The organism is Plantactinospora sp. B24E8 (assembly GCF_039871735.1).
Lineage (GTDB): Bacteria > Actinomycetota > Actinomycetes > Mycobacteriales > Micromonosporaceae > Plantactinospora.
The window spans coordinates 397,588-413,174 of sequence record NZ_JBDPMH010000004.1; the positions used below are offsets into that span (position 1 = coordinate 397,588).

General features: G+C 73.2%; 11 protein-coding genes and 1 pseudogene. 7 read left to right on the forward strand and 5 right to left on the reverse strand.

Annotation, left to right across the window (positions count from 1 at the left end; genetic code table 11):
- Window positions 1–55: 55 nt before the first annotated feature.
- The 7 genes and pseudogenes from ABGB21_RS09990 to ABGB21_RS10020 all read left to right on the forward strand — a co-directional run bounded on the left by ABGB21_RS09990 (window position 56) and on the right by ABGB21_RS10020 (window position 9,873).
- Complete coding sequence (locus ABGB21_RS09990) at window positions 56–2,188, forward strand: molybdopterin oxidoreductase family protein (protein ID WP_347653325.1); 2,133 nt, start codon at window positions 56–58, stop codon at window positions 2,186–2,188.
- 106 nt (window positions 2,189–2,294) lie between these two features.
- Window positions 2,295–3,761 carry an FAD-dependent oxidoreductase gene (locus ABGB21_RS09995; protein WP_347677424.1) on the forward strand — a complete coding sequence of 489 codons (1,467 nt, stop codon included), beginning with the start codon at window positions 2,295–2,297 and terminating at the stop codon, window positions 3,759–3,761.
- On the forward strand, window positions 3,761–6,331 hold the full coding sequence (nirB, locus tag ABGB21_RS10000; protein WP_347653323.1) for a nitrite reductase large subunit NirB: 2,571 nt from the start codon (window positions 3,761–3,763) through the stop codon (window positions 6,329–6,331). The genes ABGB21_RS09995 and nirB overlap by 1 nt, the downstream gene beginning before the upstream one ends.
- A 14-nt stretch (window positions 6,332–6,345) precedes the next feature.
- Window positions 6,346–6,669, forward strand: a pseudogene (gene nirD, locus ABGB21_RS10005) (nitrite reductase small subunit NirD); the annotation flags it as partial.
- Window positions 6,670–6,770: 101 nt separating this feature from the next.
- Entirely contained in the window at window positions 6,771–7,859 is a 1,089-nt protein-coding gene (locus ABGB21_RS10010) for a uroporphyrinogen-III synthase (protein WP_347653322.1), read from the forward strand.
- Between the two features lie 189 nt (window positions 7,860–8,048).
- Window positions 8,049–9,062, forward strand: a complete 1,014-nt coding sequence (locus ABGB21_RS10015; protein WP_347653321.1) for an ABC transporter substrate-binding protein — start codon at window positions 8,049–8,051, stop codon at window positions 9,060–9,062.
- A 34-nt stretch (window positions 9,063–9,096) separates the two neighbouring features.
- Window positions 9,097–9,873: an ABC transporter permease gene (locus ABGB21_RS10020; RefSeq protein ID WP_347653320.1), complete on the forward strand. Its 777-nt coding sequence runs from the start codon at window positions 9,097–9,099 to the stop codon at window positions 9,871–9,873.
- A 45-nt stretch (window positions 9,874–9,918) separates the two neighbouring features.
- On the opposite strand, the gene ABGB21_RS10025 is transcribed toward ABGB21_RS10020, so the two are convergent.
- The 5 genes from ABGB21_RS10025 to ABGB21_RS10045 all read right to left on the reverse strand — a co-directional run bounded on the left by ABGB21_RS10025 (window position 9,919) and on the right by ABGB21_RS10045 (window position 15,414).
- The gene (locus ABGB21_RS10025; protein WP_347653319.1) at window positions 9,919–10,638 is read right to left on the reverse strand and encodes an SDR family oxidoreductase; all 720 of its coding nucleotides are present in this window, start codon (window positions 10,636–10,638) and stop codon (window positions 9,919–9,921) included.
- Between the two features lie 186 nt (window positions 10,639–10,824).
- Window positions 10,825–11,400: an ATP/GTP-binding protein gene (locus tag ABGB21_RS10030; protein ID WP_347653416.1), complete on the reverse strand. Its 576-nt coding sequence runs from the start codon at window positions 11,398–11,400 to the stop codon at window positions 10,825–10,827.
- A 40-nt stretch (window positions 11,401–11,440) separates the two neighbouring features.
- Entirely contained in the window at window positions 11,441–11,809 is a 369-nt protein-coding gene (locus ABGB21_RS10035; protein ID WP_347653318.1) for a DUF742 domain-containing protein, read from the reverse strand.
- A 60-nt stretch (window positions 11,810–11,869) separates the two neighbouring features.
- Window positions 11,870–12,280, reverse strand: coding sequence for a roadblock/LC7 domain-containing protein (locus ABGB21_RS10040; RefSeq protein ID WP_347653317.1), 411 nt, complete (start codon window positions 12,278–12,280; stop codon window positions 11,870–11,872).
- Window positions 12,277–15,414, reverse strand: coding sequence for a sensor histidine kinase (locus tag ABGB21_RS10045; protein WP_347677426.1), 3,138 nt, complete (start codon window positions 15,412–15,414; stop codon window positions 12,277–12,279). Before ABGB21_RS10045 ends, ABGB21_RS10040 begins: the two co-directional genes overlap by 4 nt.
- Window positions 15,415–15,587 lie beyond the last annotated feature (173 nt).

Consider the following 15,587-nt stretch of genomic DNA (forward strand, 5'->3'; position numbering starts at 1 on the left):
GGCCCGAAACACACGGGACCCGGCAGTGAAACCGGCCGCCGGCACGCTTCCGGACATGACAGACGGTGCACGAGCTGCGACGCATTCGGGTGATGTGTCCCAGGACGTCGCCACGCACTGCCCGTACTGTGCCCTGCAGTGTGGCATGACGCTGCGCGCCGCCGGGCCCGGCGGCCGGGTCGAGGTACTGCCCCGGCAGTTCCCCACCAACCGCGGCGGGCTCTGTCAGAAGGGCTGGACCGCCGCCGAACTCCTCGACCACCCGGACCGGCTCACCACCCCGCTGCTACGGGACCGTCCCGGCGCCGAGCTGCGCCCGGCGAGCTGGGCCGAGGCACTGGACCGGATCGAAGGCGGGATCCGCGGCGTACAGCAGACGTACGGCCGGGACGCGGTGGCGGTCTTCGGCGGCGGCGGCCTCACCAACGAGAAGGCGTACGCGCTCGGCAAGTTCGCCCGGGTGGCGCTCGGCACCCGGAACATCGACTACAACGGACGGTTCTGCATGTCCTCGGCGGCGGCCGCCGGGATGCGGGCCTTCGGCGTCGACCGGGGGCTGCCCTTTCCACTGGCCGACCTCGGCACCGCCGACACCCTGCTGCTGGTCGGCGCCAACGTCGCCGAGACGATGCCGCCGCTGGTCCGCTACCTGGTGGAGCAGCGGCAGCGCGGCGGCACCCTGATCGTGGTCGACCCCCGGGCCACCGCGACCGCCCGGCAGGCCGACCTGCACCTGCAGCCCACCCCGGGCACCGACCTCGCGGTCGGCAACGCGCTGCTGCACATCGCCCTGGCCGAGGGCCTGCTCGACAAGGACTACATCGCCGCCCGGACCACCGGATTCGACGAGGTCCGCCGGGTCGCGGCCGGCTACTGGCCGGCCCGGGTCGAGCAGCTCTCCGGGGTGCCGGTGGCCGACCTGGAGGCGGCGGCCCGGGCGCTCGGCACCGCCGAACGGGCGGTCATCCTGACCGCGCGCGGCGCCGAGCAGCACGCCAAGGGCGTCGACACCGTCAGCGCCTTCATCAACCTGGCCCTGGCGCTCGGGCTGCCCGGCCGCCCCGGTTCCGGGTACGGCTGCCTCACCGGCCAGGGCAACGGCCAGGGTGGCCGGGAGCACGGGCAGAAGGCCGACCAGCTTCCCGGCTACCGACGGATCGACGACCCGGCGGCCCGGGAGCACGTCGCCGGCGTCTGGGGGGTCGCGCCGGAGGCGCTGCCCGGGCCGGGTGTGTCGGCGTACGAGCTGCTGGACGCGCTCGGCACCGCCGACGGCCCGAAGGCGCTGCTGGTCTTCGGCTCCAACCCGGTGGTCTCGGCGCCCCGGGCAGCCCGGGTCACCGACCGGCTACGCGCCCTCGACCTGCTGGTCGTCGCCGACTTCGTCCGCTCCGAGACCGCCGAGCTCGCCGACGTGGTGCTGCCCACCGCGCAGTGGGCCGAGGAGGACGGCACGATGACCAACCTGGAGGGCCGGGTGCTGCGCCGCCGGGCGCTGCGTCCGCCGCCGCCGGGGGTCCGGACCGACCTGGCGATCCTCGCCGAGCTGGCGGACCGGCTCGATCCGCCCTCGACGGTCGGTGCCGGACCCCGGTTCCCGACCGAGCCGGACGAGGTCTTCGCCGAACTGCGCCGGGCGTCGGCGGGCGGGATCGCCGACTACTCGGGGATCAGCTGGGACCGGATCGACGCCGAGCAGGGGGTCTTCTGGCCCTGTGCCGCACAGGACCGGCCGGGCACGCCGCGGATGTTCACCGACCGGTTCCCCACCCCGGACGGCCGGGCCCGGTTCGTGCCGGTGGAACACCGGCCGGTCGCCGAGGAGGTGTGCCCGGACTATCCGGTGTACCTCACCACCGGCCGGGTGCTGGCGCAGTACCAGTCGGGGGCGCAGACCCGGCGGATCGACCCGCTGCGTCGGGCCGCGCCGAACGCCTTCGTGGAGCTGCACCCCGACCTGGCGGCCCGGCTCGGCGTCGACGACGGCGACGAGGTACGGGTGACCAGCCGGCGCGGCGAGATGCGGGCCCCGGCGCGGTTGAGTCCGACGATCCGCCCGGACACCGTCTTCGCCCCGTTCCACTGGGCGGGTACGGCCCGGATCAACTCGGTGACCAGCGACGCCCTCGACCCGGTCTCCCGGATGCCGGAGTTCAAGGTCTGCGCGGTCCGGGTCGAGAAGGTCTGAACGAGGTCGGGGCGCAACGGCGGTGGGGGCGCGACAGAAGCGGGGTCCACGAGGGCGTGGACCAGGGGTGTGGAGGACGGACGGGAACGAGCGAGAGGCGAGCAGCGTGGGCAACCCAGGCAACCGGATCGTCATCGTCGGACACGGCATGGCCGGCGCCCGGCTGGCGGCCGAGCTACCGGCCCGGTCGCCGGACGTGAAGGTGACCGTCCTCGGCGCCGAGCCGCACCGGGCCTACAACCGGATCATGCTGTCCAGCCTGCTGGCCGGCAAGGTCGACGAGGCGGGTGTGGAGCTGGCCGAGGCGGCCGGGCACGGGATCGACGTACGACCGGGGGTCGAGGTGACCTCGATCGACCGGGCCGCCCGGACGGTCCGCACCGACCGGGGTGACGTGCTCGGCTACGACCACCTGGTGCTCGCCACCGGTGGCCGGGCGCTGATCCCGCCGCTGGCCGGTCTGGACCCGGACCGGCTGCCGGAGCGGGTCGCGGTCTTCCGTACCCTCGGCGACTGCCGCCGGATCCTCGCGATCGCCGACGCCGCCCGCCGGGCGGTGGTGCTCGGCGGCGGGCTGCTCGGTCTGGAGGCGGCCCGGGGCCTGGCCACCCGGGGTCTGGACGTACAGGTGGTGCACCCGGTCGGCCACCTGATGGAACGGCAACTGGATCCGGCCGCCGGGGCGGTGCTGGCCCGGACCCTGGCCGGGCTCGGCGTCACCACCCACCTGGAGGTGGCGGCGACCGCGGTCGAGACCCGCGGCGACGAGGTGGTGCTCACCCTCTCCGACGGCCGGCAGATCAGCACCGACCTGCTGGTCCTCTCCTGCGGGATCCGTCCGGACGTGGCGTTGGCCCGGTCCGCCGGGCTGACCGTGAACCGGGGTGTGGTGGTCGACGACCGGCTGCGGACCAGCGACCCGGACATCTCGGCGATCGGCGACTGCGCCGAACACGACGGCATGGTGGGCGGCCTGGTCGCTCCGGCCTGGGAACAGGCCCGGGTGCTGTCCCGGGTGCTGACCGGGGACAACCCCGGCGAGCGCTACCGGCCCCGGCCGCCGGTGACCCGGCTGAAGGCGGCCGGGATCGACCTCGCCGCGATGGGCGACCCCGGGTTCGGCGGTGGCGCCGACGTCGAGGAGCTCAGCTTCTCCGATCCGAGCCGGGGGACGTACGCCCGGTTGCGGATCGTCGGCGAGCGGCTGACCGGCGCGATCATGCTCGGCGACAACCCGGCGGTCGGCACCGTGATCCAGCTCTTCGACCGGGGTACGCCGGTGCCGCTGGACCGCCGGACCCTGCTGCTGGGCCGCAGCCGCGACGCGGCGGCTCCGGCCGCCGTCGAGTCTCCGGCGCTGATGCCGGACGCGGCGACGGTCTGTCAGTGCAACACCGTGCGCAAGGGTGCGCTGGTGCGCTCCTGGCGCGCCGGGGCCCGGTCCATGGACGAGCTGGTCGCCGCCACCCGGGCGACCACGGGCTGCGGCAGCTGCCGGGACGCCGTCGAGGGGATCCTCGGCTGGCTTTCCACAGTAGACACGCCGGACGCGGCGGAGGAGGTGGCGGCCTGATGGGGACGTCGGAGCGGGTTGTCGTCATCGGCAACGGCATGGTGGGACAACGGTTCGTCGAGGCACTGCGGGCCCGGGACACCGCCGGCCGCTGGCAGGTCACCGTACTCGGCGAGGAGGGTCGACCGGCGTACGACCGGGTGCGGCTCTCGGCGTTCTTCGACGGGGTCAGCGCCGAGGAACTCAGCCTGCACCGGCCCGACGGCGGGGTCGACCTGCGGCTGGGCGAGCCGGTCACCACCATCGACCGGGAGCGTCGGGTGGTCCGGACCGGAGCCGGCGAGTACCCGTACGACGCGGTGGTGCTGGCGACCGGCTCGTACCCGTTCGTGCCGCCGATCGACGGCGCGTACGTCGACGCCGGGCCGGACGCACTCGGCCCGACGCCGGCGCTGCGTCCCGGGGTCTTCGTCTACCGCACCCTGGACGACCTGGCCGCGATCCGCGACTTCGCCAAGGGCCGGCGGACCGGGGTGGTGATCGGCGGTGGCCTGCTCGGCCTGGAGGCGGCGAACGCGCTGCGGCTGCTCGGGCTCAACACCCACGTGGTCGAGTTCGCCCCCCGGCTGATGCCGGTCCAGGTCGACGAGGCCGGCGGTGCGATGCTGCGCCGGTACGTCGAGGAGCTCGGCGTCGTCCCGCACCTCGGGGTGGCCACCACCGCGATCCGGTCCCGCCCGGACGGCGGGCTGGCCGGGCTGACCCTCTCCGACGGCGGCTGGCTGCCGGCCGACCTGGTGGTGGTGGCCGCCGGCATCCGTCCCCGGGACGAACTCGCCCGGGCCGCCGGGCTGGACCTCGGCGACCGCGGCGGGGTACGGGTCGACGACACCTGCCGCAGCGCCACCGACGAACGGATCTGGGCGGTCGGCGAGTGCGCCGCCGTCGACGGGGTCTGCTACGGCCTGGTCGCGCCCGGCTACGCGATGGCCGAGGTGGTGGCCGACCGGCTGGTCGGCGGTACGGCGAGTTTCCCCGGCGCCGACACCTCGACGAAGTTGAAACTGCTCGGGGTGGACGTCGCCGCGTTCGGCGACGCGCACGGGCAGACCCCGGGCTGCCTCGACGTCACGTTCGTCGACCCGGCCACCCGGGTGTACGCCAAACTGGTCCTCTCCGACGACGCGAAGACCCTGCTCGGCGGGGTGCTGGTCGGGGACGTGACGGCGTACCCGACGCTGCGGGCCAGCGTCGGCGGTGCGCTGCCCGGCGCCCCGCTCGCGCTGCTCGCCCCGGCCGGGGACGGCGCCGGGACCGGGGCCGGGATCGCCGCGCTGCCCGGCACCGCCCAGGTCTGCTCCTGCAACGGGGTGACCAAGGACCAGCTGGTCGGGGCGATCGCCGAGGGCTGTGCGGACGTACCGGCGCTGAAGGAGTGCACCCGGGCCGGGACGAGCTGCGGTTCCTGCGTACCGATGCTGAAGCAGCTGCTGGCGGTCTCCGGGGTACAGCTCAGCAAGGCGCTCTGCGAGCACTTCGACCACAGCCGGCAGGAGCTGTTCGACATCATCCGGGTCCGCGGCATCACGACCTTCTCGCAACTGGTCGCCGAGCACGGGCGCGGCCGGGGCTGCGACATCTGCAAGCCGGCGGTCGCCTCGATCCTGGCCTCGCTCGGCAACGGCTACGTGCTCGACGGCGAGCAGGCGACGCTGCAGGACACCAACGACCACTTCCTGGCCAACATCCAGCGGGACGGGACGTACTCGGTGGTGCCGCGGATCCCGGGCGGGGAGATCACCCCGGAGAAGCTGATCGTGATCGGCGAGGTGGCCCGGGACTTCAACCTCTACACGAAGATCACCGGCGGGCAGCGGATCGACCTGTTCGGCGCCCGGGTCGAGCAGCTGCCGAAGATCTGGAGGCGACTGGTCGACGCCGGTTTCGAGTCCGGCCACGCGTACGGCAAGGCGCTGCGCACGGTCAAGTCCTGCGTCGGCTCCACCTGGTGCCGGTACGGGGTGCAGGACTCGGTCGGGCTCGCCATCGCGCTGGAACTGCGCTACCGGGGACTCCGCGCCCCACACAAGATCAAGTCTGCGGTCTCCGGCTGCGCCCGGGAGTGCGCCGAGGCCCGGAGCAAGGACTTCGGGGTGATCGCCACCGAGGGCGGCTGGAACCTCTACCTCGGCGGCAACGGCGGCTTCCGACCCCGGCACGCCGAACTCTTCGCCACCGACCTGTCCACCGAGGAACTCGTCCGCTACGTCGACCGGTTCCTGATGTTCTACATCCGCACCGCCGACCGGTTGCAGCGGACCGCCGCCTGGGTCGAGGCGATGGACGGCGGGCTGGACCACCTGCGGGCGGTCATCGTCGACGACTCGATCGGACTCTGCGCCGACCTCGACGCCGCGATGGCCCGGCACGTCGGGTCGTACGCCGACGAGTGGCGGGAAACCCTCGCCGACCCGGACCGGCTGCGCCGGTTCACGTCCTTCGTCAACGCGCCGGACGTACCGGACCCGTCGATCACGTTCGAGGTGGAACGGGGACAGCCCGTTCCGGCCCTGGGAGAACGCCGACCGGTGGCGCTCGGCCTCCCGACGAGCATGGGGGTACCGAATTGACCCGGGACACCACGATCAACGACGGCCGTCGGTGGACGCCGATCTGCCCGTACTCCCGGTTGGAGCCGGAACGCGGGGCGGCGGCGCTGGTCGACGGCGAGCAGGTCGCCGTCTTCCGGACCTACGACGACCAGCTCTTCGCCATCGGCCAGCGGGATCCGATCGCCGGCGCCCACGTGATGTCCCGGGGCATCGTCGGCAGCCGGGGCGACATTCCGACCGTCGCCTCCCCGCTGCACAAGCAGGTCTACGACCTGCGGACCGGCGAGTGCCTCGACGTGCCCGGCGTCCGGGTGCCGACCTACCCGGTGCGCTGCCGCGACGGCCTGGTCGAGGTGGCCACCGGGCCGGCCCCGACGCCGGATGCCACCCGCGGCGACACCGGGCCACCGGTGGCGGCCGGGGCCGGTCGGTCCGGCCAGCGCCCCGGAGAGCGCTGATGGCCGACGAACTCTCCGGGTTCACCATCGGGGTGACCGCGGACCGGCGTCGCGACGAACTCACCGCGATGCTGGAACGACGCGGCGCCCGGGTGGTGCTCGCCCCGGCCCTGCGGATCGTGCCGCTGGCCGACGACACCGAACTGCGCGCCGCGACCCGAGCCTGCCTGGACAACCCACCGGACATCCTGATGGCCAACACCGGCATCGGGATGCGCGGCTGGCTGGAGGCGGCCGAGGGCTGGGGGCTCGCCGAACCGCTGCGCTCGGTGCTCTCACACGCCTACATCGTCAGCCGGGGGCCGAAGGCGCGCGGCGCGATCCGGGCCGCCGGCCTGCACGACGAGTGGTCACCCGCCTCGGAGAGCTGCGACGAGGTGATCGAACACCTCCGGCAACGCGGGGTACGCGGCCAGCTCATCGCCATGCAGCTGCACGGCGAGCGGCAGCCGGAGTGCACCGCCGCCCTGGAGGACGCCGGCGCCACGGTGATCGAGGTGCCGGTCTACCGGTGGGCGCCGCCGACCGACCCGGCACCGCTGCACCGGCTGATCGACCTGATCGCCGGACGGCTGGTCGACGCGGTCACCTTCACCTCCGCGCCGGCGGTCACCGCGCTGCTCCGGGCCGCCGGGCCGAGCAGCGACGCGGTGCTGGACGCGCTGCGCACCGACGTACTGGCCGCCTGCGTCGGGCCGGTCACCGCGGCCCCGCTGCGCCGGCACGGCGTACCGGTGGTCGCGCCGACCCGGGCCCGGCTCGGCGCCCTGGTCCGCACCATCGTGGACGAACTGCCGCCCCGGGCGGTCAGCGTCAAGGTCGCCGGACACCTGCTGACCCTGCGCGGGCACGCGGCGATCCTGGACGGTGAACTGCGCCCGCTGGCCCCCGCGCCGATGGCGGTGCTGCGGGCGCTGGCCAGTACCCCCGGCCGGGTGATGTCCCGGGCCGCCCTGCTGCGCACCCTGCCCCGGGGCGCCGACGAACACGCCGTGGAGATGGCGGTGGCCCGGCTGCGGGCCGGACTCCGTACGCCCGGTCTGGTGCAGACCGTGGTCAAACGCGGCTACCGGCTGCCGGTCGACTGAGCCGGGTAGCCGCTGCGGTGGCACGGCCGGCCGGGGCCGCCCGACCGCGCGACCTCACGCCGGTCGTACGCCCTTGACGGGCCGTCGCCCGGTTGGCAGTGTGGTGCCCAGTGCATCGACAGATCTCTGTCCGTTGCCTCCACGGTCCTGTGCCACGTCCCGACCGGCCTCTCCCCGCCGAGGAGAACCATGATCACGCGTCTGCGCGCGCTGGCGGCCGCCGTACTGGCCACCGCCCTGGTCGCCACCGTCGGCTGCTCCGACTCCGGACCGGAGCCCGGCGGCGGGAGCGACGGACCCGACCGGGTGACGTACCTGACCGGGTTCGGCACCGGCGGCCATGACGCGTTCGCCTGGGTGGCGAAGGAGAAGGGCTTCTACCGGGACGCCGGACTCGACGTCGAGATCCAACTGGGTGCGCCGGCCACCAACGCCCAGGGGCTCATCTCCGGCCAGGCCCAGTTCACCTACAGCGACGTGACCCAGCTGATGATCCAGGCCGGCGCCCGCCGGATCACCGACCTGCGGATCATCGCCGCCGTGCACCAGAGCACCCTGGTCGCCATCCTCGCCCCCGAGGGCTCGGGCGTCCGCACGCCGAAGGACCTGGCGGGGAAAAAGGTCGGGGTGGCGGCCGGTTCGATCACCAGCACGCTGCTGCCGGCGTACGGCCGGCTCGCCGGCTTCGACGCCAACACGCTGGAGTTCGCCGAGGCGACCCCGCAGAACCTGGTGGGCCTGCTCGCCAGCGGCCAGGTCGACGTCCTCAGCACCTTCGTCATCACCCAAAACACCGTCGAGACGGTGACCGGGAAGAAGATGGTCGTCCTGCCGGTCGCCGACCACCTGCCGGACCTGCTCGGCACCGGGCTCACCACCACCGCCGACTACGCCCGGCAGAACCCGGACCTCGTCCGGCGGTTCCGGGAGGCGTCGATGGCGGGTCTGCGGTACACGATCGAGCACCCGGACGAGGCCGCGAAGATCATGAAGGCCAACAACCCGGCCGTCAACGAGCAGGGGGCCGCCGCCGAGATCCGGCTGATGACCCCGTACGTCACCGCGGCGCCGGGTGGCGTGGTCGGCGCCATCGACCCGCAGCGGGCCGCCCGGGCCGTCACCGTCCTGCAGCAGGCCGGACTGGTTCCGCCCACCCTCACCCCGGAGCAGGTCATCGACTTCTCCCTCGTACCGAAGGCCTGACCCCCCGCGTGCGGACCCGGCCGGGGCAGCCGCGGTGACCGACCGGCCGGCGCTCTCCCCCGGCGCCCGGATCGGACTCCCGATCGTCGGCGTGCTGACCACGATCGGCCTCTGGTGGCTCACCACGATCCTTCTCGACATCGAGCCCCTCTTCCTGCCGGCACCGCCGGACGTGCTCGACGCCTTCGCCTCGAACGCCGGCTACCTCGCCGAGGAGACCTGGTCGACGCTCTGGGCGACGCTGACCGGGTTCGGCCTCGCCGCGCTCGGCGGCCTGCTCGCCGGCATGCTGCTGACCAGCTCACGAGTGCTGGAACAGGCGACCCTGCCGATGATCGTGGCGTTCAACGCGGTCCCCAAGGTCTCCCTCATCCCGCTGCTCGTCCTCTGGATGGGGTACGGCGCGAAGCCGCGGATCACCCTGGTCGTGCTGGTCGCGTTCTTCCCGGTCATGGTCTCGACCATGGCCGGGCTGACCTCGACCCCGACCGAACTGATCGAACTGACCCGGTCCCTGGACGCGTCACGGCTGCGGACCTATCGGACGGTGCGCCTGCCGTGGGCGCTGCCCCAGGTCTTCGTCGGGTTGAAGGTGGCGATGACCCTGGCCCTGATCGGGGCGGTGGTGGCCGAGATCCAGAGTCCGAACGCCGGCCTTGGCGCGATCATCCTGACCACCCAGCAGTCCGCGGACACCCCGCTGGCGTTCGCCGCGATCGGTCTGCTGGCGATCCTCGGGGTCAGCCTCTTCTACCTGGTGGTCGCCGCCGAACGGCTGGCCGTGCCGTGGGCCCGTCAGGTCACCGCGTGACCGGGCCGGTGCGCGCCGCTCAGACCGGGCCCCGGCGCACGCCGCTCAGACCAGGCCGGCGCCGCCGTTGAGGTTGAGGTTGACCGCGTTGGCGGCCGGGTTCTCCAGCAGGAAGACGGCGGCGTGGGTGACGTCCGCCATCGTGGTGAGCCGTCCGGTCGCGGTCCGGGCCCGGTACGTCTCGTGCAGCTGCGCCGGCTGCCCCGCCCAGAACGGGCTGTCGGCGACGATGCTCGGGTGCAGGGCGTTGACCCGCACCGGGGCAAGTTCGGCGGCCAGCACGTTCACCAGGCCGACCACTCCGGCGTTGACCGTGGAGACGGTCGCCGAGCCGGGGAAGGGACGGTCCTTCGAGCCGCCACCGAAGAGCAGGATCGACCCGTTCCGGACGATCCTGCCGTGCAGCGTGTGCGCCACCTCGGGGTAGCCGACCAGTTTCACCGTGACCAGGCTGACCGCCCGGTCGACCTGGTAGTCCACGACCCGGTTGACGTCCCGGACGAAGGCCGCGAGGACCAGGTGCCGGACCGGGCCGATCCCGGCCAGCGCGTCGGCGATCGTCGTCGGTTGGGCCAGGTCGACGGCAACGCCGGTGGTCCGGCCGCCGATCTCGGCCGCCACCGCCACGGTCCGGGCCGAATCCCGCCCGGTGACGACCACCTCGTCGCCCCGCGCCGCGTAGTGCTCGGCCAGGTGGCGCCCCAGGCCGGAGGTACCGCCCACGACCACGACAGCGCCGTCGCCCGAGCCACCTGACACCACCATCCGCCGCCCCTCTCGCCGTCACCGACCGGACCATCCGGGTCCCGACGTCCACCCGGCCGTAACGGTCGGGCGCCCGTTTCCCGTCCACCGGGGCACCCGGGTCCTCGACCGTCTCCCGTGGGCGACAGTCGGGCAGGCCTTCTCCGGGGTACGGCGTTGCCGCCGTACCCCGGAGCGGCACGAGGATCAGCCGACCGGGGTCGGACGCCCCCGGCCGTGCTCCGCGCGCAGCGTCGCCATGGCGTGCTGCACCACGTTCACCAGCACGTGCTTGACCGACTCCCGGTGCCGGGCGTCGCACATCACCATCGGCACGTGCGGCGAGATGGCCAGCGCCTCCCGGATCTCCTCCGCCTCGTACTGCGGGGCGCCGTCGAAGCAGTTCAACGCCACCACGTACGGGAGGTTCCGGTTCTCGAAGTAGTCCAGCGGCGCGAACGCGTCGGTGATCCGCCGGGTGTCGACAAGCACCGCCGCACCGACCGCGCCCCGGATGATCTCGTCCCACATGAACCAGAACCGGGTCTGTCCGGGCGTACCGAACAGATAGAGGATCAGGTCCTGGGCCATGGTGATCCGGCCGAAGTCCATGGCGACCGTGGTGGTCTCCTTGCCCGGCACCTTCGAGGGGTCGTCGATGCCGACCCCGGCCGCGGTCATCACCGCCTCGGTGGTCAGCGGGGTAATCTCCGAGACGGCGCCGACCAGCGTCGTCTTACCGACCCCGAACCCGCCGGCGATAACGATCTTGGCGGAGGTGATACCTCCCCCGCCGCCACCGCCGGGGCGTGACCGGGCCTGGTCATAGCCTGCGAAGTCCACTTAGCACCCTCTCAAGCAGTTCCATCCGCTCCTCGTACGCCTCCGACGGCGGAGCGGCACTGTGCAACGTCAGCAGGCTGTCCGCCACCATGTCGGCGACCAGAACCCGGGCGACACCCAACGGCAACCGGGCGTACGCGGCGATCTCCGCCAGCGACTGTGCCCGGCCCTCGCAGATCGTGGCGATGCGGTGCTTGTCGTGCCCGGCGAACCGGGACTCGACAACCGCGGCCGGACTCGCCGAGAGCACCGCCTCCAGAGCGATGTCCTGACGAGGCTCGGTACGACCGCGGGTGACCGCGTACGGGCGGACAAGAGCACCCCGCGGATCGTCACGTCGTCCCTCCATATCGCGGTCACCTCCTCGGATCTGTTACGCGGTCGCACCGGTCATTCCTGTCGAGCCGTACTAGGGACGCGTGACAGCCTCACGCGGCAGCGGCACCAGCGCCGCACCCACCCGCTCGACGAGCAGGGCCATCTCGTATCCCACCTGACCGACGTCACAGCTCCGGGCCGCCAGCACGGCCATCGAGGAGCCGTCGCTGATCGACATCAGGAACAGGTATCCGCTGTCCATCTCGATGACGGTCTGCAGCACACCGCCGGCGCTGAACATCCGCGACGCGCCGTCGGTCAGGCTGACCACCCCGGAGGTGATCGCCGCGAGCTGGTCCGCCCGGTCCGCGGGCAGGTCGCGGGACGAGGCGAGGAGCAGACCGTCCGCCGAGACCGCCACCACGTGGGCGATCCCCGCGACGCTGTCGGCAAAGTTGGTGAGCAGCCAACTCATGTCCTGCATCGCTGCTGGCCTGTTCATCCGCTGGTCTCCTTGGTTGAGGTGATGCCGTTCTGGTCCACCCCGGCCGTCCGGCCGCGCTGGACGCCCCGGTGGTAGGCCGACAGCAGACCGCGTACCTCGTCGGGGGTTCGCCGGGTCCGCTCTCGACCGGACTTGGTCTCGACGCCGCCGGGCACCAACTGTGCCTGCGGTACCCGCTTCGGCAGACCGGAGCGGGTGGTGCCGCCGGTGGAGGGCTCCGCCGCCCGGCTGGCCAGGGCCCAGCCCTCGTCGGCGGCGGTCCGCCAGGCACCGGCCGGCGGGCCGGCCGGCGCTGCCGCCGGAGCCGGGGCCGCCGCCGGAGCTGCCGCCGGGACCGGCGGCGGGCTGTACGGGGCCGGCGGCGGTGCCGACTGGCCCGGGGTACGGGCGGTCAGCGGTGCCCGTCCCGGAGTGGCGGTGCTCGCCGGAGCCGGCGCGGCCACCGGCTTCTGCTGGTAGCCGCCCGGCGGGACGGTGAAGATCGCGGTCGCGTCCGATCCGTGGGAACGGAACCAGACCGCCTCCATCTCCCGGAAGATCGGCGAATCGCCGGTGTCCTCCAGCCGGGGCGCGACACTGCTCGCCGCGCTGGCCGCCGACGCCCCCGCGACCGGCATCCCGGCGACCGGACCGGCCGGCAGGTGGGAGGCGGGTGCCGGGGCCGGCGGGTGACCGGCGAGCGAGGTCGGGTTGCCCGGGCTGCGCTGCGGCAGCGAGCCGACCGTCGGGTAGGCCACCGTCGGGGAGCTGAACCCGCCGCTGGCGGCGAGTCCCGGGTGCGGCGGCGGCGGACTCTGCGGCGACGGCACCATCGTCTGGTACGTCGGCATCGGCGCACCGGGGAGCTGGGTCGCGGTCAGCTGCGTCGGCGGCTGCGTCGGCGGCTGCGTCGGCGGCTGCGTCGGCGGCATACCCGCGTTGACCGGCAGCGGCCGGGACGGCTCCGGGGTCGACGGCGTGGTCTGCCACTGCGGCTGGGCCGGTGCCGCGCTGCGCCAGTTGTCGGTCAGGGTCGCGGCGCGGGACGCACCGGCCGGCGCCATCGGCTCCGACCAGCTTCCGCTCGACGCCGCTGACGTCGGGGCGGCCGACGGCCCGGGCTCGACGGCGAGCGGCTGCCGCGGCCGGCCGAGGATCTGCTCCCGACCCCGGGGCTTGGGCAGCACGATCGCGCTGGCCGGCAGTGTGACCTGTGCCACGGTGCCGCCGTCCACGTTGCGCCGCAGGTCGACCCGGATGCCGTGCCGGTGGGCGAGCCGACCGACGACGGCCAGACCCATCAGCCGGAAGGCCGCGACGTCGACCGCCGGCGGCTCCGACAGCCGACGGTTCAGCGCGTCCATCTGCTCCTCGCTGAGCCCGAGGCCCCGATCCTCCACCTGGACCAGCACGTAGTCCCGGATCCGGCGGGCGTCGGCGACGACGGTGGTGTGCGGGGGCGAGAAGCGGGTCGCGTTGTCGAGCAGCTCGGCGACGAGCCGGACCACGTCGTTGACCGCGTGCGCCGCGACCGAGATGTCCGTGTCGACGGTGCCGAACTCGATCCGGTTGTAGAGCTCGACCTCGGACTGCGCGGCCCGGAGCGCGTCGATCAGCAGGGCGTCCTCACGCCGGGGAGCGGTGGAGTCGGCGCCGGCCAGCACGAGCAGGTTCTCGTCGTTGCGGCGCATCCGAGTGGCCAGGTGGTCGAGTTCGAAGAGCTGGGCCAGCCGCTTCGGGTCCTCCTCGCCCCGCTCGATCGCGTCCAGCTCGCCGATCATCCGGTCGACCAGCGTCTGGCTTCGCCGGGCCAGGCTGAGGAACATCGCCGAGACGCTGGTCCGCAGGGCGGCCTGCTCGGCCGCGATCCGGACCGCCTCCTTGTGTACGACGTTGAAGGCGAGCGCGACCTGGCCGACCTCGTCCTTGTTGTTGAGCCGGATCGGGTCCCGGACCTGCCGGACGATCTCCTCGACACCGCCGTCGCCGACGTTGCCGACGTCACGCAGCCGCTTGACCGCCTCGGGCAGGTCGTGGTTCGCCACCGAGAGCGCGCCCTCCCGCAGCCGGCGCAGCGACTGGTTGAGCGAACGGGCGAGGATCACGGCGAGCGCCAGCGCGACGATGAGCGTCAGCAGCACGATGACCGACTCGACGATGGCCTGCTGGACCACTTCGGACCGGGCGGCGTCGGCCTGGTCGAGCAGGTCCGACTCCAGTCGCGTCTCGGCCCAGCGCATCAGGTCGTTGATCGCGCCGATCGCGATCGCCGCGTCGTTCGCGGAGAGCGGGGCGCGCTGGCCGACCGACCGGGTCAGGTCCTGGGTGACCTGGTCGACGAGCAGCGCCGCGTCGCCGGTGACCGCGCCGTTGAAGACCGCGGACTGCCGGGCGTTGGCGGACGCCGCGAAGGTCAGCAGCGCCTCCTGCTGGCTGGTCTGGGTGGCCACGAAGGCCGAGAACTGTTCCTCGTCGAGCTGCCCACCGCTGAGCGCGCTGAAGACGACCGCCTCCTCCTCGGCGACGGCCTTCTTGGCCTGCGCGAGGGCGGAGAGGGTACGCAGGCTGTCACCGACCGCGCTCTCACCGGAGAGCTGACCGAGGGCGTCACCGTACAAGACGAGCGCGTCGACGATGACGCCGTACCGCAGGACGGGCTCGGCGGCCGGCATCTCCCGCCGGTCCAGCACCTCCTGGCGGGTGCCGTTCAGCGTCGCCAGCCGGTCGTCGATGACCTCTAGCTGGGCCTCGACCGAGTCGGGTACGTCGCTGACCTCGGCCCGCCGGCTGTTGTAGGCGGCGATCCGCTCGTCCGTGTTCCGGACCGCGGTGTTGTAGGCGTCGGCGTTCGGCTTCGCGCTGGCCAGCAGCCGGGCCGCCGCCATCCGCTCGTGGTGCACGTCCTGGGTGAGCGCCGACACGTCGGTGGAGAGTTCGGTCAGTGACCGCACGACGGTGGCGTCGTAGGCGCCGCGTCCGATGTCGACGAGCCGGATCGACGCCAGCGCGATGACCGCGGCGACCGGTACGACAAGGATCAGCGCGAGTTTGGACCGGATCCGGGTGTCCCGGAGCCGGGGAAACCACCGCCGACGCGGTGCGGTCCCCTCCCGCGTTTTATTGGCGGGCAGGGTCGTAGGTCCGGTGCTCACGACATCGCCTCCGTCGTTTCTGTACGTGACCCGTCGACCGATGCCTGCAGCAGCGGATCGAGCCGCACGCGGCACGGCCGCGATTTCATCAGAAGAAGGCCGCTTTGTGAAGCGACGGTAGGGTAGCGAACGGACACCATAGCGCGTCCACTACCCTCGGACCGAGCGTATCG

What these genes read in the sequence shown, in the direction of transcription:
- ABGB21_RS09990 (WP_347653325.1), top strand. Translation starts at nt 56, where the DNA reads ATGACAGACGGTGCACGAGCTGCGACGCATTCGGGTGATGTGTCCCAG.
- nirB (WP_347653323.1), top strand. Translation starts at nt 3,761, where the DNA reads ATGGGGACGTCGGAGCGGGTTGTCGTCATCGGCAACGGCATGGTGGGA.
- ABGB21_RS10010 (WP_347653322.1), top strand. Translation starts at nt 6,771, where the DNA reads ATGGCCGACGAACTCTCCGGGTTCACCATCGGGGTGACCGCGGACCGG.
- ABGB21_RS10015 (WP_347653321.1), top strand. Translation starts at nt 8,049, where the DNA reads ATGATCACGCGTCTGCGCGCGCTGGCGGCCGCCGTACTGGCCACCGCC.
- ABGB21_RS10025 (WP_347653319.1), bottom strand. Translation starts at nt 10,638, where the DNA reads ATGGTGGTGTCAGGTGGCTCGGGCGACGGCGCTGTCGTGGTCGTGGGC.
- ABGB21_RS10035 (WP_347653318.1), bottom strand. Translation starts at nt 11,809, where the DNA reads ATGGAGGGACGACGTGACGATCCGCGGGGTGCTCTTGTCCGCCCGTAC.
- ABGB21_RS10040 (WP_347653317.1), bottom strand. Translation starts at nt 12,280, where the DNA reads ATGAACAGGCCAGCAGCGATGCAGGACATGAGTTGGCTGCTCACCAAC.